This is a genomic window from Saccharothrix sp. (assembly GCF_031180885.1).
Classification (GTDB): Bacteria; Actinomycetota; Actinomycetes; order Mycobacteriales; family Pseudonocardiaceae; genus Actinosynnema.
Window position 1 is genome coordinate 22,698 of sequence record NZ_JAPSLK010000032.1, and the last position, 18,041, is coordinate 40,738.

Genomic DNA, 18,041 nt, shown 5'->3' on the forward strand with positions numbered 1-18,041 from the left:
CCCTGTGTCACCATGAACGGTGTTATGGCTGCTCCTCGCGCTGAGGTCGTGATCGACCTCGACAACCTCCGGCACAACGTCGCGCTCCTGGCCGGCCTCGCGCCCGCCGCCGCGACCATGGCCGTCGTCAAGGCGGACGGGTACGGGCACGGCGCGGTCGAGGTGGCGAGAGCGGCCCTGGAGGCGGGCGCGACCTGGCTCGGCTCGTGCTCCCTGGCCGAGGCCCTGGCGCTGCGCAGCGCCGGCATCACCGCGCCCACCCTCGCCTGGCTGGACCCGGTCGGCACCGACTACGCGCCCGGCATCGAGCAGGACGTCGACCTCTCGGCGGCGAGCATCCGGCAGCTGTGCGAGATCGCGGACGCCGCCCGGCGCGCGGGCCGGACCGCCCGGGTCCACCTCAAGATCGACACGGGCCTGTCCCGCAACGGCTGCCCGCCCGACGAGTGGTCCGCCCTGGTCGAGAAGGCCGTGGCCACGCCCGAGGTCCGGGTCGTCGCGGTCTGGTCGCACCTGGCGTGCGCCGACGAGATCGGCCACCCGGCCACCGACGCCCAGGCCGAGCGGTTCGACGACGCCTACCGCACCGCCGTCGCCGCCGGCCTCGACCCGATGCGCCACCTGGCCAACTCGGCCGCCCTGCTCACCCGCCCGGACCTGCACTTCGACCTGGTCCGGCCGGGCATCGCGATCTACGGGCTCAACCCCGTGCCGGAGCCGTTCGACCTGCGCCCGGTCATGACGTTCCGCTCCACGGTCGCCCTGACCAAGCGCATCGCGGCCGGCGAGTCGGTCTCCTACGGCCTGAGCTGGACCGCCAAGGACGACACCACGCTGGCCCTGGTGCCGGTCGGCTACGCGGACGGCGTGCCGCGCAGCCTGTCCAACCGCATGCACGTCCTGCTGGCCGGCAAACGGCGCCCGGTCGTGGGCCGGGTGTGCATGGACCAGGTCGTGGTGGACTGCGGTGACGACCGCGTGGCGGAGGGGGACGAGGTCGTGCTGTTCGGCACCGGCGAGCACGGCGAGCCGACCGCCCGCGAGTGGGCGGACACCACCGGGACCATCGACTACGAGATCGTCACCGGCATGTACCGGCCGCGCGTGGCCAGGACGTACCGGTGAACGCGCTGTGGAAGGCCGTCGGGTGGGCCGGCGGCGTGCTGGGCGCGGCGGCGACGGGTGTCGCGGTCGGCGTCGCGGCCAACCACAAGAAGGTCGCCAAGGACCGCAGCCAGGACGACCCGCTGGCCGACGAACCCCTGGGCAAGCTGACCCCGAACCGCGAGTCCACGGTGGCCGCCGACGACGGCGTGCCCCTGTCGGTCGAGGAGGTCGACCCGGCGGACGGCGGTGCCCCCGAGCTGACCGTGGTCCTGGTGCACGGCTTCGCGCTGGACCGCCGCTGCTGGCACTTCCAACGCCGTGACCTGGCCAAACTCACCGAACCCAGGGTCCGCCAGGTCCTCTACGACCAGCGCGGCCACGGCCGGTCCGGCCGGGGGAAGGCCGAGTCGAGCACCATCGACCAGTGCGCCCGCGACCTGGACGAGGTGCTGCGCGCGGTCGCCCCTGAAGGCCCGGTCGTCCTGGTCGGCCACTCCATGGGCGGCATGACGATCATGGCCCTCGCCGAGCGGCAGCCCGAGCTGTTCGCCGACCGCGTCCGGGGCGTGGCCCTGGTCGGCACGGCGGCCGGCGCGGTCGGCGGCGCGGGCCTGCCCAAGAGCGTGTTGTCCCGCTACAACCCGGTGACCCTCGGCGTGGGCCGGCTGGCCGGCCTCCAGCCCGGTCTCGTGGAGTGGGTCCGCCGCCGGGCGAACACGCTCACGTGGAGCGGCATCCGGGCGCTGGCCTTCGGCGACCGGGGGACCAGCGCGTCCCTGGTCGACCTGATGGAGCAGATGATCGGCGGGACCACCGTGCAGGTGCTCACCGAGTTCCTGGAAACCTTGGGCACGCACAACAGGTACAAGGCGCTGGCCGGCCTGCGGCACTGCGAGGTCCTCGTGATCAGCGGTGACGCGGACAAGCTGACGCCGTTCTCGCACGCCGAGCGGATGGCCGAGGAGATGCCGCACGGCGAACTGGTCCGCGTCCCGGGTGCGGGCCACATGGTGATGATGGAGCAGCCCGACCTGGTGACGGGACACCTGGTGGGCCTGGTCCGGCGCAGCGCGGTCGAACGGGTGGAAAGCAGGCGGCGGTGGTGGCGACGAGCGTGACCCTCCCCAGGGTGGAGGACACGGAGGAATTCGGGCGCAGGCTCGGCGGCCTGGTGCGCGGCGGCGACCTGCTGCTGCTGGCTGGCCCCTTGGGCGCGGGCAAGACGGCCCTGGTGCGCGGCCTGGCGGACGGCCTGGGTGTGACCGGCCGGGTCAGCTCGCCGACGTTCGTCATCGCGCGCGTGCACGAACCCGCGCCCGAGGGCCGGGGCGTGCCGCTGGTGCACGTCGACGCCTACCGGCTGGGCGGTCACCTGGACGAGCTGGACGACCTGGACCTGGACACCGACCTGGTGGACGCGGTGGTGGCCGTCGAGTGGGGCGAGGGCATGGCCGAACGCCTGTCCGAGGACCACCTGCTGATCCGGCTGGAACGCCATGAGGACGACGTCCGCACGGCCCACCTGGTCCCGCACGGGTCGTGGACGACCCGTGAACTGCCCTAGGCCTCGGCGATCCCGCGCACGATCCCCAGTCGGACCAGGTCCTGGGGCCGCAGCATCAGGTCGTCGGCCAGTTCCCGCACGTCGTCGCGCTTGAGGATCGCGGCGGCGAGTTCGGGCGCGATCACCGAGAAGTAGGCGTCCGGCGCGATCCACGTGTGGTCGGGCGAGGACAGCGCCAACGCTCCACCGGACCCGCCCTCGCCGACCACCAGCGTCGTGATCGGCACCCGCGTCTCGGCGACCACCGCGAACAGCTCGGCGATGGCCGCGCCGACCCCGGCCCGCTCGGCGGCGGCGTCGTTGGCCGCGCCGGGCGTGTCCACCAGGGTCAACACCGGCAGCGCGAGCCGCCCGGCCAACCGGATGACCCGGCTCGCGGTCCGGAACCCGGCGGGTGTGGTGGCCGTGCCGGTCTGGGCGACGTAGGCGATGGACCGCCCGTGCCGCGACCCGATCCCGCACAGCAGCCCGGGATCGACCCCACCGGCCCGGTCCCCGCTCAAGGCCACCCGGTGGTCGAAGTAGTCGTCCAGATAGGCCGAAGCCCGTGGCCGCTCCACCGCCCGCGCCCGCTCGACCGCGCTCCACCCGTCCACCGGCAGATCGGTCGCCCCCAACGCCCGAGGCACCTCGGCCGGCACCGCCCCACCACCGACCAACAACCCCAACAGCCGCCCGACAACAGGGTCGACCTCGTCCTCACCCACCACCATGTCCACGGTGCCCGCCGCGAACTGCCCTTCGGCGGTGTAAGCAGGATCGTTCGCGGGCCGAACCCGACTACCCGCGAACCCGACCTGCGCGCCCGCCACTCCCACCACCACGTCCGCACCCGCACCCAGCGACGCCCACAGCCCACCGGTGGTCGGATCCCTGAGCACGGACACGTGGGGCAACCCGGCCTCCCGGTGCACCGCGCACAGCCGAGCCACCCGCTGGAGCTGCCGCAACGACAGCATCCCCTCCTGCATCCGACTGCCACCGGTCGCGATCGACGACACCACCGGCAGGCCCCATGCCAACGCCTCGCCGAACGCCTCCTCGATCACCTCCCCGGTGGCCGTGCCGACCGACCCGCCCAGGAACCGGAAGTCGAACGTGATCACGACGGCGTCCGCGTTCCGCCGCCACGACACCGATTCCGCGCCCCCGGTCCGCTCCCGCGCCCGCCGCAACTGGTCGCCGTACCCCGGCCAGCCCAGCGGGTTCACCGCAACTCCCGCTTCAACACCTTGCCCATGTCGTTGCGCGGCAAGGACTCCACGAACCGCACCACCCGGGGCCTCTTGTGCGGCGTCAAGAGTCGGGCCACGTGATCGGCCAACTCCTCGCCTGTCGTGGGCACTCCCGTCGACACGACCCAGGCCACCACCCGCTCACCCAGGTCCTCGTCGGGCTCGCCGGTCACGGCCACCTCGGCCACCCCAGGGTGCTCCAACAGGGCGTTCTCGATCTCGCCGGCCCCGATCTTGTACCCGCCGCTCTTGATCAGGTCCGTGGCGCGCCGCCCCACGATCCGCAGGTACCCGTCCGGCTCGACCACCGCGAGGTCCCCCGTCCGGAACCACCCGTCCACGAACGCCTCACGCGTGGCGTCCGGCCGGTTCAGGTACTCCAGGAACAGGTTCGGCCCCCGCACCGCGATCTCCCCGGGCTCGTCCCCGACCACCCGCACCTCGACCCCGTCGAGCGGCAACCCCACGGTCCCCGGCCGCCGGTCGCCGGACGCCCGCACGCTGGTGTTCATCAACGTCTCGGTCATCCCGTACCGCTCGACCACCCGCTGCCCGGTGAGCCGTTCGAGCTGCTCGTGGACGGTGGCCGGCAACGCCGCCGACCCCGACACCAACAACCGGGCCTTCGCGAACGCCGCCGCGTGCTCGGGCGCCTGGACGATCCGGTGGTACATGGTCGGAACCCCGAACATCATCGTCCCGACCGACGCCATCGCCTCGGCCGCGCTCGCCACGCTGAAGGTCCCCAGGTGGTGCACCGTCCCACCCCGCCGCAACGGCCCGAGCACCCCGATGCCCAACCCGTGCACGTGGAACAGCGGCAACCCGTGCACGACCACGTCATCGGCGGTCCACTCCCAGGCTTGCGCGAGGGCGTCCAGGTTCGAAGCCAACGCCCGCCGGGGCAGCACCACCCCCTTGGGCGGCCCGGTGGTCCCGGAGGTGTAGATGATCAGCGCCGGCGCTTCCCCGTCGGGCTCCGGCAACGGCACCTCGACCCCGGACGGCAGTTCGTCGTCCACCACCAGATCCGGCTCGCTGTCCGACAGGATGTGCGCCAACTCCCGCTCACCCAACTTGGGGTTGAGCGGCACGACGGGCACCCCGGCCAACAACGCACCGACCACCGCAACGCAGGTCCGCACGTCCGACCGCGCCCACACCGCGATCCGCCGCTTCCCCACCAGCCCGTACGCCACCTGCCGCGCCCGAGCGGCCAGTTCGGCGTAGGTCAACTCGTGGCCGGGGAACCGGATGGCCACTTTGGCGGTGGGGGAAGCCAAGGCAGGCAGCAACATCCACCCACCTTGACCAAGAACCCGCCGAACCGCATCACAACTGTGCTCCGAGCCACCCCCCTACAAGTGGGGCTCCAGCCACTTCATCAGCTGGGCCTTGGGCCGCGCCCCCACCAGCTGGGCCACCAGTTCCCCGCGCCGGTACAGCTGCAACGTCGGCATCCCCATGATCCCCAGGTCGCGGGCCGTCCGGGGATGCGCGTCCGTGTCGATCTTCGCGAACGACACCGACTCCAGCTCGGCGTCCAGCTCCGCCAGCACCGGCTCGATCATCCGGCAAGGCGGGCACCAGGCCGCCGTGAACTCCACGAGCACCGCGTCCCCGGTGATCGCCTCCGCGAACGTCTCGTCCGTCAACGCGCGCACGGCCGACTCCTCTTCTCCGCCTCCGCCAACTGCGTGCGCACCCGGCTCCGCGCGGCCTCCAGCCGCTCGATGCACTCGTCCAGCTCGGCGAGCTTGCGCCGGTACACCGCGACCGACGCCGGACAGGCGTCCCCGCTCGGGTGGCCGTCCCGCAGGCACTCGACGAACGGCCGGGTGTCCTCCAACGCGAACCCGATCCCGGTCAACGACCTGATCTCGGCCACCAGCCGCAGGTCGGCCTCGTCGTACTCGCGCTGCCCGTTGGCCCCGCGCCGCGCCGTCAACAGGCCCAGCGACTCGTAATACCGCAGCGCCCGGGTGGTGGTCCCGCCCAGCCGCGCCAGTTCTCCGATGCGCACGGCACCGATCCTCGCCCTTGACGCCGACGTCAAGTCCAGTGTGCTTCAGCCCACGGACGCGGCACCCGTACCCTTGACTACCGTGCTAGTGCTCGCCTTGGACACCGCGACCCCCGCCGTCACCGCCGGAGTGGTCGAGTTGACGCCCGACGCGCCGCCCCGCCTGCTCGCGCAGCGGGTGACGGTGAACGCGAAGGCGCACGGCGAGCTGCTCACACCCCACCTCCAGGAAGCCCTGGCCGAGGCCGGCCACACGCTCCAGGACCTGGACGCCATCGTCTGCGGCTCGGGCCCCGGCCCGTTCACCGGGCTCCGCGTGGGCCTGGTCACCGCCGCCGCGCTGGGCCAGGCGCTCAACCGCCCGGTCTACCCGGTCCCCACCCCCGACGCCATCGCGCTGGACGCGAACACCGGCCACCCGCTCCTCGTGGCGACCGACGCGCGCCGCAAGGAGGTCTACTGGGCCGCCTACGACGCCGCCGGCCGCCGCACCGACGGCCCGCACGTCGACAAGCCCGCCGACGTCCTCGACAAGCTCGACACAGCCGTCACCGCGGCGGCCGGCGAAGGTGCCCGCATCTACGCCGACGTCCTGGACCTCCCCGTGGTGGACGCCCGGTACCCGTCCCCGACCTCGCTGGTCGCGGCCGCCGCCGAGGAACTCCTGGCCGGCGCCCGCCCCGCCGCCCTCACCCCGCTCTACCTGCGCCGACCCGACGCCGTCGAGCCGGTGGGCCGCAAGAGGGTGACCAGGTGACCCCGCGCACGGTCACCATCGCGCCGCTGCGCCACGAGGACGCGGCCCGCTGCGCCGAGATCGAGCGGGACCTGTTCCCGGGCGACGACCCGTGGAGCGAGAACGCGTTCCACAGCGAACTCGACCACGGCAACTTCTACGTCGGCGCCTACACGGACGACGACGCCCTCATCGGCTACGCGGGCCTGGCCCTCACCGACTTCGAGTCGAGCGTCCACACCATCGCCGTCGACCGCGCCCACCAGGGCAGCGGCGTCGGCAAGACCCTCCTGCGCACCCTGCTGGCCAAGGCCGACGAGCTGGGCCTGCCGGTGTTCCTGGAGGTCCGCACGGACAACGTCCCCGCGATCTCGCTCTACCTGGCGCACGGCTTCGAGCACCTGGGCCTGCGCCGCCGCTACTACCAGCCGTCGGGTGCCGACGCGTACACGATGGGAAGGCCCGCGAACCGTGACTGACCGGCTCATCCTCGGCATCGAGAGCTCCTGCGACGAGACGGGCGTCGGCATCGTCCGCCTCGGCCCGGACGGCGCGCTGGAACTGCTCGCCGACGAGGTCGCCTCCAGCGTCGAGGAGCACGCGCGCTTCGGCGGCGTGGTCCCGGAGGTGGCGTCGCGCGCCCACCTGGAGGCGATGGTGCCCACCATGCGCCGCGCGGTGGAGAAGGCCGGGATCGAACTGTCCGACATCCACTCGATCGCCGTCACCGCGGGTCCCGGCCTCGCCGGCGCCCTCCTGGTCGGCACTTCGGCGGCCAAGGCGTACGCCGCCGCGCTCGACAAGCCGCTCTTCGGCGTCAACCACCTCGCGGGCCACGTCGCCGCCGACACCCTCCAGCACGGCCCGCTGCCCAAGCGGTGCGTGGCGCTGCTGGTGTCCGGTGGCCACTCCCAGTTGCTGCTGGTCGAGGGCCTGGCGGAGAAGATCACCGAGATCGGCTCGACCGTGGACGACGCGGCCGGCGAGGCCTACGACAAGGTCGCCCGCCTGCTCGACCTGCCCTACCCGGGCGGTCCGCCGATCGACAAGCTGGCCAAGCAGGGCAACGGGTGCGCCATCGCGTTCCCGCGCGGCCTGACCGGTCCGCGTGACGCGAAGTACGACTTCTCGTTCTCCGGCCTGAAGACGTCCGTCGCGCGGTGGGTGGAGAAGCGGGAGAAGGCCGGCGAGGAGATCCCGCTCGCCGACGTGGCCGCGTCGTTCCAGGAGGCGGTGGCGGACGTGCTGACCGCCAAGGCCATCCGGGCGTGCCAGGACTTCGGCGTGGACACCCTGGTGATCTCCGGCGGGGTCGCGGCGAACTCGCGGCTGTCCGGCCTGGCCGCCGAGCGTTGTGCCGAGGCGGGCATCGAACTGCGCGTGCCCCGTCCCCGGCTGTGCACCGACAACGGTGCGATGATCGCCGCCCTGGGCGCGCACCTGGTGGCGGCCGGCGCGAAGCCGTCCCCGCTCGACCTGTCCACCGTCCCGGGGCTACCCGTCGGCACCGTCCAGGTCTTCTAGCCCTTCTTCACAGGCGAGCCGGAACCGCTCGTCGCCCAGGACCTCCCGGGCGGCGGCGGTGATCCGGTCCACGTCGTGGCGCTCACCGTCCGGCAGCGGCACCCCGACCGACCGCCGGTGCCCGGTGGCGACCCCGAGCAGCCGCGCCGCCTCCTCGTGCCGACCGGCCAACGCCTCGGCGCCCGCCAACCCCTCGCACGCCAGCGCCACCGCCCGCGGGTCCCCGACCCGACGCGCCAACTCCAGCCCGGCCCTTTGCAGCCGAAGCGCTTTGTCGACATCTCCCCGTTGTTCGGCCACGAACCCCTGCTCGGCCAGCACCAGCGTCGCCCCGGCCTCGAACCCGACCTGCCGGTGCCAGTCGTGCAGCCGCGCCAGCAGCCGGTCCGCTTCGTCGAGGTCCCCGACCCGCCGCGCGACCAGCGCCAACCCGGTCTCCGCGTACATCTCGCCGGGGGAGAAGCCCTGGTCGGCCGCGATCCGCCGGGCCTGCTCGTGCAGCGCGCGGGCCTCGGCGAAGTCGCCGGTCAGGAGTGCGACCCGGCCCAACCAGGACAGCGTGTAGGACACCTCCGGCCACGAGCGCAGTTCACGCGCCAGCTCCAGCCCCTGCCGGTGGACCCGCGCCGCCGTGTCGTAGTCGCCGCGCAACTGGGCGAGCGTCCCGAGCGCGAACGAAGCCTGGAGCCGCCCCCACCGATCGCCCAGCCTGACGAACGTCCGCTCAGCCCTCTCGGCAGCGTCCCGAGCGGTGTCGAAGTCCCCTCGCGCCATCGCCTGGCTGAACCGGTCCGACAGCGCCGCCGCCACACCCCACTCGTCCCCCTCCGCGACGAACTCCTCCAGCGCCGAGTCCGTCAGCTTCTCCCCGGCGACCATGTCCCCGACGGTCGAGAACACGTACCCGAGGAACCACCGCGCCCGCGGGTCCGCCACGACCCCGGGGTCCTGCACCGGCCCACCGGCCAGCACCGAGAACCCCAGCCGCCACGGACCGTCCAACGCGTCCCGCGCCTCCCGGACCCGCCCGCGCAGGAACCAGTACCAGGCCAACGCCCGAGCCGCGCCCGCGTCACCCGCCACGGCCGCCCGCAGGTTCGCCGCGTCGGCGTCCAACCGCGCCAACCACCGCAGCTGGTCTGGACCGCGCAGCTCAGGCCCGGCCCGCTCGGCCAACGCCCGGTAGTGGTCCGCGTGCCGCGCCCGCACCGCGTCCCACTCACCCGCCTCGACCAGCCGCTCACGCCCGTAATCGGCCACCGACTCCAACAACCGGTACCGCACCCGATCGCCGGGCGACACCACCACCAGCGACCGGTCGACCAGCTTGCTCAGGCTCTCCAGCACGTCATCCACGCCGTCCCCCGCGCAGATCGCCTCGGCCGCCTCCAGATCACACCCCTCGACCACCACCGCCAGCCGCCGCAACACCGCCCGCTCAGCCGGCCCGAGCAGGTCCCAACTCCAGTCGATCATCGCCCGCAAGGCCCGCTGCCGGGCCGGCGCGTCCCGAGGCCCGCCGGACAACACCCGAAACCGGTCGTCCAACCGCTCAAGCAGCCCTTCGACCCCCAGCGCCCGCACCCGGGTCGCCGCCAACTCCAACGCCAACGGCAACCCGTCCAGCCGCCCGCAGATCCGCTCGACGACGGCTCGGTTCCCGGCCGTCACCGAGAACCCCGGCACCGCCGCCGAAACCCGTTCCGCGAACAACCGCACCGCATCCGCAGGTTCCAGCGGCGGCACCACCCAGACGCTCTCGCCGGCGATCCCCAACGGCTCCTGACTGGTCGCCAACACCCGCAACCCCGGCACCGCCCGCAACAGCCGCGCCACCACCCCGGCAACCGCCCCCACCAGCCGCTCGCAGTTGTCCAGCACCAGCAAGACGTCCCGCCCCCGAAACGCCTCCGCGACCCGATCCACCAGCCCAGCGGCCAAACCGGGCGCAACCTCCTCCCGCACCCCCACCACAGCCGCCACCGCCCCGGCCACCCGGTCACCCTCGACCCCGTCACCGTCGACGCGGTCCAGTCCGGCCAGCTCGACCAGCCACACCCCGTCCGCCACGCCGGGAACCAGCGACCGCGCCACCTCCACCGCGAGGCTGGTCTTCCCCACCCCGCCCGGCCCCGTCAACGTCACCAGCCGCGACGACCCCAGCAGCGCCGACACCGACGCCACCGCCCCCGCCCGCCCCACCAACGACGTCACCGGCGCGGGCAGGTTCGTCCGCGGCCGCTCCACCTCGTGCCGCAGCAGAGCCCGCTGCAACTCCACCAACTCAGGCCCCGGCGCCAGCCCCTGCTCCTCCGCCAGCACCCGCCGGTAAGCCGCGAAGCTCTCCAGCGCCGCCACCTGCTGCCCACCCAGGTACAGCGACCGCATGTGCAGGCCCCGCAACCGTTCCCGCACCGGGTGCCGCGCCACCTCCTCCGCCAGCGACACCGGCCGCCCGGCAGCCAACAACGCCTCAGCCCGGTCCTCCACGACCGCCAGCCGCTCCAAAGCCGCCCGTTCCGCGAACCCCACCGCGAACGGTTCCGCCCCGAACTCCGCCAGCGGCTCACCCCGCCACAGCGCCAGCGCCTCGTCGAACGAACCCGCCGCAGCCAACTCCCGGAACGCCACCACGTCCAGCCACGAGTACCGCACCGCGTACCCCGGCGGCTCCCACACCACCGCGTCCCGCCCCAACACCTTCCGCAAAGCGGACACCTTGGTCTGCAACGTGTTCCTGTCCGGCGGGTGCGCGCCCCACAGCGCCGCGCCCAGCGCGTCCACCGGCACCGGCCGGCCCTCGGCGACCAGCAGCCGCGCGAGCAGCGCCCGCACCTTCGCCTCCGGCACCCGCACCGGGGTCCCGTCCGCCGTCCACACCGCCAGGGGACCCAGCACGCCGAATCGCACGACCTGAAGTCAACCAGCAGCGGACCCGCAGTGAACCCGCAGCGCCCGCCGACAACCTGGTCCCGACACCGAACGAAGGAGCAACATGAGCACGCCGCTGACCTTGATCGGCCTCGGCCCCATGGGGCAGGCCATGGTCCGCAAGTTCCTCGCCGCCGGCCACCCGGTCACCGTCTGGAACCGCACCGCGAGCCGCGCCGACGCCCTGGTCGAGCAGGGCGCCACCCGCGCCGGCACCCCGCAGGCCGCCGTCGACGCGGCCAAGCTGGTCCTGCTCAGCCTGACCGACTACGCCGCGATGCACGAGATCCTGGGCGAGGTCGACCTGGCCGGGAAGACCGTCGTCAACCTCAGCTCCGACACCCCGGACAAGACCCTGAAGGCCGCCGCCTGGCTCGCCGAGCGGGGCGCGGAACTGCTGGTGGGCGGGGTGATGGCGCCCGCGCCGATGGTCGGCGAGGAGGGCGCGTACATCTTCTACAGCGGCCCGAAGGACGTGTTCGAGGCGCACAAGGACGTGCTGGCGGTCATCGGCCGGCCGGACTACCTCGGGGAGGACCACTCCCTGGCGCAGCTGTTCTACCAGGCGCAGCTCGACTACTTCCTGACCGCGCTGGCCGGTGTCCTGCACAGCGTGGCCCTGGTGAAGACCGCCGGCGTCCCGGCCGCCGCGTTCGCCCCGTACCTGCGGGACAACCTGGACTCGATCGCGATGTACCTGGACGAGACCGTGCAGGCGGTCGACTCGGGCGAACATCCGGGCGACGAGGCGAACATCCTCATGATGGGCGCGACCGCCGACCACATCGTCGGGGCCAGCGACGCGACCGGACTGGACGCCGAACTGCCGAGGGCGGTCCAGTCGCTCTACCGGCGCGGCATCGAGGCCGGGCTCGGTCGCAGCAGCTGGACCGCCCTCTACGAAGTGATCAACGGCAAGCGGAATTAAACGCTGTTAAGGCCGGGGTTGCGGTCCTCCACCACAAAGGACTTCAGGGTGGTGGCCGCGGCCCCGGGAGTGCGCACCGCGGGCAACGTGCGGAAGTCCGCGCGCATTTCCCGCGCGGTGAACCGGGTCCGCACGTACCCGCGCCGCCGGCTGTGCAGCTTGATGTGCGGGTTGAGCCGGAGCTGGGTCTGGTCCACGGTGTCGTTGCCGTCGCCGCCGGAGGTGACGGACGTGCAGACCAGCTCCGTCCCGACGGTCCGCGACGACGCCGGGTCGTTCCAGTCGGCCTTGATGTCGGCGGCGTAGTGGGCGTGCACGTCACCGGTCAGCACGACGGTGTTGCGCACGCCCGCGTCGACCCAGCCGCGGGTGATCCGGTCGCGCGAGGCCAGGTAGCCGTCCCACCCGTCCATCGAGACCTCCTTCACCGGGCCGTCCTTGCGGTCGCGCTCGGCGAAGAAGACCTGCTGGCCCAGGACGTCCCAGCGGGCGCGGGACCGGCGGAACCCGTCCAGCAGCCACGCCTCCTGCTCCGCGCCGGTGATGCTGCGGGTCGGGTTGCCCGCCTCGGTGCACGTCTTCCAGCCGTCGCCGCACGCCTGGTCGTCGCGGTACTGGCGGGTGTCGAGCATGTGGAAGTTGGCCAGCGCGCCCCACTGGACCCGGCGGTAGAGCTGCATGTCGACGCCGTTCGGGCGGGCGGACCGGCGCAGCGGCATGTTCTCGTAGTACGCCTGGAACGCCGCCGCGCGCCGGTCGAGGAAGCTCGGGTCCGGCTGCTCGGGCACCTCGTCCGCCCAGTTGTTCTCGAGTTCGTGATCGTCCCAGACGACCAGCCACGGGGCGGCGGCGTGCGCGAACTGGAGGTCCGCGTCGGTCTTGTACTGGGCGTGGCGGAGCCGGTAGTCGGCGAGGGTGCGGGTCTCCGGGCCGACCACGGTGCGCACGTCGGCCGCCTTGGCCGCGTACTCGTACTGGTAGTCGCCCAGGTGCAGGACCAGGTCCGGGTCGTCCTCGGCGAGGCGGCGGTAGGCGGTGAAGTAGCCCTCGCCGTAGTGCGCGCAGGAGGCGAAGCACATGGTCAGGTCCTGCACCTCCCACGGCGCGGGCGCGGTGCGGGTGCGACCGACCGGCGAGACGTGGTCACCGGCCCGGAACCGGTAGAAGTACTCCGCGCCGGGCCGCAACCCGAAGGGTTCGACGTGCACGCTGTGCGCGCTGTCCGGCCGCGCGACCTCCGTACCGCGCCGCACGACCCGCCGGAACCGCTCGTCCTCGGCGATCTCCCAGTGCACGGGGACCATCCGGTTGGGCATGCCGCCGAGGCCGTCCTCGTTGAGCGGCTTCGGGGCGAGGCGCGTCCAGAGGACGACCCCGTCCGGCCGCGGGTCGCCGCTGGCCACGCCGAGGGTGAACGGGTCGTCGAGCGTGGGGAAGCCCGCCCCGGCCGTGGCCAGAGCGACACCGCCGATGAGCAGGGTCCGTCGCGTCACGGTGTTCATGCGGCTGACCGTCCGCCACGGTGTTGGCGATCAGGTGAACATCAACACTCGCCCAAACGACACTCCCATGAGCGCCACCCTCCACCCCCACCGTCCCCATCCCCCTCCACCCACCCCACCTCCACCCGCCTCCTCCACCCGAGGGCAAGCAGGGTCACCGCGGCGTGGGTTCCGGGTGGTCGCCGGGACGAGTGACGGGGGTCGTTGAAGCGTTGGCACTCGCGTGGGTAGAGTGCTAGATGCACGGCACCAGCAACCGCCCCGACCCCCGCGACGGCGGGGTGGCAGGAGCCGTAAACGCAACCTGCCAACGCTTTCGACGACCGTGGAGGTCAGCCCGGTGAGCGTGAACATCAAGCCGCTCGAGGACAAGATCGTCGTCCAGGCCAGCGAGGCCGAGACCACGACCGCTTCCGGCCTCGTGATCCCGGACACCGCGAAGGAGAAGCCCCAGGAGGGCAAGGTCCTCGCGGTCGGTCCCGGCCGGATCGACGACAAGGGCAACCGCATCCCCGTGGACGTGGCTGTCGGCGACGTCGTCATCTACTCCAAGTACGGCGGCACCGAGGTCAAGTACAACGGCGAGGAGTACCTGATCCTCTCCGCCCGCGACGTGCTGGCCGTCATCAACTGACGTTCCGGCCGGACACGTGGAGAACGCCCCGGCGGCCTCGGTTCACCGGGGGCACCCGGGGCGTTCCGCGCATCTGAGAGAGGCTAGGTATGGCCAAGCAGATCAGCTTCGACGAGGACGCTCGTCGGGCGCTTGAGCGCGGCGTGAACAAGCTCGCGGACACGGTCAAGGTGACCCTGGGTCCGCGCGGCCGGCACGTCGTGCTCGACAAGAAGTTCGGCGGGCCGATGGTCACCAACGACGGTGTGACCATCGCCCGCGAGGTCGAGCTGGAAGACGCCTTCGAGAACCTGGGCGCGCAGCTGGCCAAGAGCGTGGCCACGAAGACCAACGACGTGGCCGGCGACGGCACCACGACCGCGACCGTCCTGGCCCAGGCCATGGTGCGGGTCGGTCTGCGCAACGTCGCCGCGGGCGCCAACCCGACGTCGCTGGGCCGCGGCATCCAGGCCGCCGCCGACGCCGTCGTGGACGCGCTCAAGGCCAAGGCCACCCCGGTCAAGGGCCGCGACAACATCGCGCAGGTCGGCACCGTCTCCTCGCGCGACGCGTCGATCGGCAACCTGCTCGGCGAGGCCATCGAGAAGGTCGGCGAGGACGGTGTGATCACCGTCGAGGAGTCCTCGACGCTGGCCACCGAGCTGCAGATCACCGAGGGTGTCCAGTTCGACAAGGGCTACATCTCGGCGCACTTCGCGACCGACCTCGAGGCCCAGGAGGCCGTGTTCGAGGACGCGCGCATCCTGCTGCACCGCGAGAAGATCAGCGCCCTGGCCGACCTGCTCCCGCTGCTGGAGAAGGTGGCGGAGGCCGGCAAGCCGCTGGTGATCGTGGCCGAGGACGTCGAGGGCGAGGCGCTGTCCACCCTGGTGGTCAACGCCCTGCGCAAGACGCTGCGCGTGGTCGCGGTCAAGGCCCCGTACTTCGGCGACCGCCGCAAGGCGTTCCTGGACGACCTCGCGGTCGTCACGGGCGCCACGGTGATCTCCGCCGAGGTCGGCCTGAAGCTGGCCGAGGCCGGGCTGGACGTGCTGGGTTCCGCGCGACGGGTCGTGGTGTCGAAGGACGACACGACCATCGTCGACGGCGCCGGCACCAAGGCCGACGTCGCCGCCCGCGCGGAGCAGCTGCGCCGCGAGATCGAGGCGACCGACTCCGACTGGGACCGCGAGAAGCTCCAGGAGCGGCTGGCGAAGCTGTCCGGCGGCATCGCGGTGATCAAGGTCGGCGCGGCCACCGAGACCGAGCTGAAGGAGCGCAAGCACCGCATCGAGGACGCGGTGGCGGCGACCAAGGCAGCGGTCGAGGAGGGCATCGTCCCCGGCGGCGGCTCGGCGCTCGTGCACGCCTCGAAGGTCCTGGACAACGGTCTGGGCCTGGAGGGCGACGAGGCGACCGGCGTCGCGGTGGTCCGCGAGGCGCTGGGCTCGGCCCTGTTCTGGATCGCGGCCAACGCGGGCCTGGAGGGCGCCGTGGTGGTCAACAAGGTCCGCGAGCAGGACTGGGGCTACGGCCTCAACGCGGCCACGCTGACCTACGGCGACCTGCTCGAGGCCGGGATCATCGACCCGGTCAAGGTCACCCGGTCGGCCGTGGCGAACGCCGCGTCGATCGCGCGCATGGTGCTCACCACGGAGAGCGCCGTCGTGGAGAAGAAGGAAGAGGAGCCCGCCGCGGCGGCCGGTCACGGCCACGGGCACGGTCACGGCCACTGAGCCCGACCGGCTCCACGCCGCTCGAACTCGAAGGGGGCGGCACCCACCCGCGGGTGCCGCCCCCTTCGGCGTGCCGGGGCCACACCCGAACGTGCTCGGGGGCGCGCACGCCTGGAACTGTCGTACCCCCGTGGTTGGCTGTTTCGTAGGGGCGCTCCGAGCGGGGGTACGCCCGCACGAGCCTTCCCACCCGCGCAAACCCCCGCACTGGCACCGGCCTCACGCCAGCCCGGCACCGGCCTCATGTCGGCCCGGCACCGGCCTCACGCCAGCCCCGGCACCGGCCGCCCTGCGCACCTGCCCACCCCGCATCGCCCGGCCCTGCGCCCCGCTCTGGGCACCGCCCCGCTCTGGGCACCGCCCCGCTCTGGGCACCGCCTTGCTCTGGGCACCGGCCCGCCCCGCACCAGCCAGCCCCGCGCACCGGCCCGCCTCGCCTCGGCCCGCCCGGCACCGGCCGACCGCGTCCCGCACGGCCCACGCCGCACCGGCCCACCCCACCCCAGCCCCGGACATGGGGAGGGGCGGCGTGCGGATCGCCGTCCCTCCGGCCGGAGGTGGTCTCCCGGCTCGCGTCAGGCCATCGCGGGCTGGCGCTTGCGGGCCTTGATGATGCTGTCCCGTTCGGACTCCGAGAGACCACCCCAGATCCCGTACGGCTCCTGTACCGCCAGCGCGTGGCGCCGGCACATCTCCAGCACCGGGCACGTCAGGCACACGGCCTTGGCCCGTGCCTCCCGCCGCGCCCGCGCCGGACCGCGTTCACCGTCCGGGTGGAAGAAGAACGCGCTGTCCATCCCGCGGCACGAGCCGCGCATCTGCCAGTCCCACAGGTCGGCGTTGGGACCGGGAAGCCTTCGGGTGTCCGCCATCGAGACCGCCTCCTTGGCCCACTGACGAGAACTGCTCCATTCGGCTTAACGATGATCCACCGTAGAACCGCGCCAAAACTTGTTCAAGGGGGTGGGTGGCATAAATGCGGAATTCATTCGATGGGTGATCAGTCGAGGCCACCCCCGGAGTTGCCCGTGACGTCAGGTGAACGGACGATGTCAGCGTGATGACGCCCCCCGAGCCCACCGCCGCGCCGCCCGACGGTGCCCAGGAAACCGTTGCGGCAGAAGACGATCCTGCGCATTCGGTGACCCTGTCGGTGGCCGCGGTCGCGCGCCGGCTGGGGGTCGCGCCGGCTACTTTGCGCACGTGGGACCGGCGGTACGGCCTCGGACCCAGTGATCACACCACCGGGCGACACCGCAAGTACGCACCGCACGACGTGGCCCGCCTGGAGCTGATGCAGCGGGCCCTGCTGCGGGGCGCGTCCAGCGCCGAGGCGGCCAAGTACGCCCTTGCCACGCCCGTCCCGCAGCCCCGCGTGGTGCGCAAGACCGTGGCCCCGCCGCCCGTGCTGACCGGGGGCGAGTTCGACACCGGCTCACCGCCCGCCGGCGGCCGGGGCCTGAAGCTGCCCGGGGCGAGCCGGTTGGCGCGCGGGGTCGGGCGGGCGGCGCTCGCGATGGACTCGGCCGCCGTCCAGGTGCTGCTCGCCGACTCGATCGCCCAGGACGGCGTGATCGCCACGTGGGACGACGTCGTCCGCCCGGTGCTCGCCGCGATCGCCGCGCGCTGGGAGCACTCCGGCGCCGGGGTCGAGGTCTCGCACCTGCTGGACGAGTGCGTGCTGGCCGCGATGGTCCGCGCGACCCCGATCGTCGCCGAGCCGCGCAACCACCGGCCGGTGCTGCTGGCGTGCATGCCGGAGGAGCGGCACAACCTGCCGCTGTACCCGTTGGCCGCGGTGCTGGCCGAGCGGGGGATCGGCATCCGGCAACTCGGCGCCGCGCTGCCGCTGGACGCCCTGGCGTCGGCGGTGCGCCGGACCGCGCCCGCCGCCGTGGTGCTGTGGGCGCAACTGCCGCGTTACGCCGATCCGGGTGCGGTGACGGCGCTGCCGCGGACCCGGCAGCAGGTGCGGGTGTTCGTCGGCGGACCGGGCTGGGAGCGCGGTGTCGTGCCGTCGCCCGCGGAGCGGATCAACGGCCTGGCCGAGGCGGCGGACGCCGTCGAACGGGCAGTGTGCTGAACGCCTCGCCGAGCCGTCAGGTCGTCTGAAGACTGCATACAGTGGCCGACGTGGAGGAC

At 72.9% G+C, this 18,041-nt stretch carries 17 protein-coding genes; 10 read left to right on the forward strand and 7 right to left on the reverse strand.

All coding sequences use genetic code 11. From position 1 onward, the window contains the following. Positions 1-24 precede the first annotated feature (24 nt). The 3 genes from alr to tsaE are packed head-to-tail and all read left to right on the forward strand — an operon-like array spanning position 25 to position 2,671. The gene (alr, locus tag RIN75_RS28655; protein WP_309115143.1) at positions 25-1,125 is read left to right on the forward strand and encodes an alanine racemase; all 1,101 of its coding nucleotides are present in this window, start codon (positions 25-27) and stop codon (positions 1,123-1,125) included. Beyond that, a complete protein-coding gene (locus tag RIN75_RS28660) occupies positions 1,122-2,225 on the forward strand; it encodes an alpha/beta hydrolase (RefSeq protein ID WP_309115144.1) in 1,104 nt (367 codons plus the stop codon). Before alr ends, RIN75_RS28660 begins: the two co-directional genes overlap by 4 nt. Beyond that, a complete protein-coding gene (gene tsaE / locus RIN75_RS28665; RefSeq protein ID WP_309115145.1) occupies positions 2,207-2,671 on the forward strand; it encodes a tRNA (adenosine(37)-N6)-threonylcarbamoyltransferase complex ATPase subunit type 1 TsaE in 465 nt (154 codons plus the stop codon). The genes RIN75_RS28660 and tsaE overlap by 19 nt, the downstream gene beginning before the upstream one ends. Here the strand turns inward: tsaE and RIN75_RS28670 are convergent. From RIN75_RS28670 to RIN75_RS28685, 4 genes are read right to left on the reverse strand one after another with little or no spacing between them, the layout of a single operon-like run. Next, the gene (locus RIN75_RS28670) at positions 2,668-3,882 is read right to left on the reverse strand and encodes a carboxyl transferase domain-containing protein (protein WP_309115146.1); all 1,215 of its coding nucleotides are present in this window, start codon (positions 3,880-3,882) and stop codon (positions 2,668-2,670) included. The genes tsaE and RIN75_RS28670 overlap by 4 nt on opposite strands. Next, positions 3,879-5,204 (reverse strand): acyl-CoA synthetase, encoded by a 1,326-nt coding sequence (locus RIN75_RS28675; RefSeq protein WP_309115147.1) that lies wholly within the window; start codon positions 5,202-5,204, stop codon positions 3,879-3,881. The genes RIN75_RS28670 and RIN75_RS28675 overlap by 4 nt, the downstream gene beginning before the upstream one ends. A gap of 60 nt (positions 5,205-5,264) precedes the next feature. Further along, positions 5,265-5,570: a thioredoxin family protein gene (locus tag RIN75_RS28680; protein ID WP_309115148.1), complete on the reverse strand. Its 306-nt coding sequence runs from the start codon at positions 5,568-5,570 to the stop codon at positions 5,265-5,267. After that, positions 5,558-5,929 (reverse strand): MerR family transcriptional regulator, encoded by a 372-nt coding sequence (locus RIN75_RS28685; protein ID WP_309115149.1) that lies wholly within the window; start codon positions 5,927-5,929, stop codon positions 5,558-5,560. The genes RIN75_RS28680 and RIN75_RS28685 overlap by 13 nt, the downstream gene beginning before the upstream one ends. Positions 5,930-6,011: 82 nt before the next feature. On the opposite strand from RIN75_RS28685, the gene tsaB reads away from it, so the two are divergent. The 3 genes from tsaB to tsaD are packed head-to-tail and all read left to right on the forward strand — an operon-like array spanning position 6,012 to position 8,189. Then, positions 6,012-6,686, forward strand: coding sequence for a tRNA (adenosine(37)-N6)-threonylcarbamoyltransferase complex dimerization subunit type 1 TsaB (gene tsaB, locus RIN75_RS28690; protein ID WP_309115150.1), 675 nt, complete (start codon positions 6,012-6,014; stop codon positions 6,684-6,686). Continuing rightward, on the forward strand, positions 6,683-7,144 hold the full coding sequence (rimI, locus tag RIN75_RS28695; protein WP_309115151.1) for a ribosomal protein S18-alanine N-acetyltransferase: 462 nt from the start codon (positions 6,683-6,685) through the stop codon (positions 7,142-7,144). Before tsaB ends, rimI begins: the two co-directional genes overlap by 4 nt. Further along, positions 7,137-8,189, forward strand: coding sequence for a tRNA (adenosine(37)-N6)-threonylcarbamoyltransferase complex transferase subunit TsaD (gene tsaD / locus RIN75_RS28700; RefSeq protein WP_309115152.1), 1,053 nt, complete (start codon positions 7,137-7,139; stop codon positions 8,187-8,189). The genes rimI and tsaD overlap by 8 nt, the downstream gene beginning before the upstream one ends. On the opposite strand, the gene RIN75_RS28705 is transcribed toward tsaD, so the two are convergent. Then, entirely contained in the window at positions 8,160-11,099 is a 2,940-nt protein-coding gene (locus RIN75_RS28705) for a BTAD domain-containing putative transcriptional regulator (protein ID WP_309115153.1), read from the reverse strand. The genes tsaD and RIN75_RS28705 overlap by 30 nt on opposite strands. 85 nt (positions 11,100-11,184) lie before the next feature. Between RIN75_RS28705 and RIN75_RS28710 the strand changes: the two genes are divergently transcribed. Then, positions 11,185-12,048: an NAD(P)-binding domain-containing protein gene (locus RIN75_RS28710; RefSeq protein WP_309115154.1), complete on the forward strand. Its 864-nt coding sequence runs from the start codon at positions 11,185-11,187 to the stop codon at positions 12,046-12,048. Here the strand turns inward: RIN75_RS28710 and RIN75_RS28715 are convergent. Then, positions 12,045-13,550, reverse strand: coding sequence for an alkaline phosphatase D family protein (locus tag RIN75_RS28715; RefSeq protein WP_309115155.1), 1,506 nt, complete (start codon positions 13,548-13,550; stop codon positions 12,045-12,047). The genes RIN75_RS28710 and RIN75_RS28715 overlap by 4 nt on opposite strands. 340 nt (positions 13,551-13,890) lie before the next feature. Between RIN75_RS28715 and groES the strand changes: the two genes are divergently transcribed. Beyond that, a complete protein-coding gene (gene groES / locus RIN75_RS28720; RefSeq protein ID WP_158844728.1) occupies positions 13,891-14,184 on the forward strand; it encodes a co-chaperone GroES in 294 nt (97 codons plus the stop codon). Between the two features lie 89 nt (positions 14,185-14,273). After that, positions 14,274-15,899 (forward strand): chaperonin GroEL, encoded by a 1,626-nt coding sequence (gene groL, locus RIN75_RS28725; RefSeq protein ID WP_309115156.1) that lies wholly within the window; start codon positions 14,274-14,276, stop codon positions 15,897-15,899. Between the two features lie 575 nt (positions 15,900-16,474). On the opposite strand, the gene RIN75_RS28730 is transcribed toward groL, so the two are convergent. Continuing rightward, on the reverse strand, positions 16,475-16,771 hold the full coding sequence (locus tag RIN75_RS28730; RefSeq protein WP_121225031.1) for a WhiB family transcriptional regulator: 297 nt from the start codon (positions 16,769-16,771) through the stop codon (positions 16,475-16,477). Positions 16,772-16,959: 188 nt separating this feature from the next. Here RIN75_RS28730 and RIN75_RS28735 point away from each other — a divergent pair, with 188 nt between their 5' ends. Continuing rightward, the gene (locus tag RIN75_RS28735) at positions 16,960-17,982 is read left to right on the forward strand and encodes a MerR family transcriptional regulator (RefSeq protein WP_375296041.1); all 1,023 of its coding nucleotides are present in this window, start codon (positions 16,960-16,962) and stop codon (positions 17,980-17,982) included. Positions 17,983-18,041: the final 59 nt, after the last annotated feature.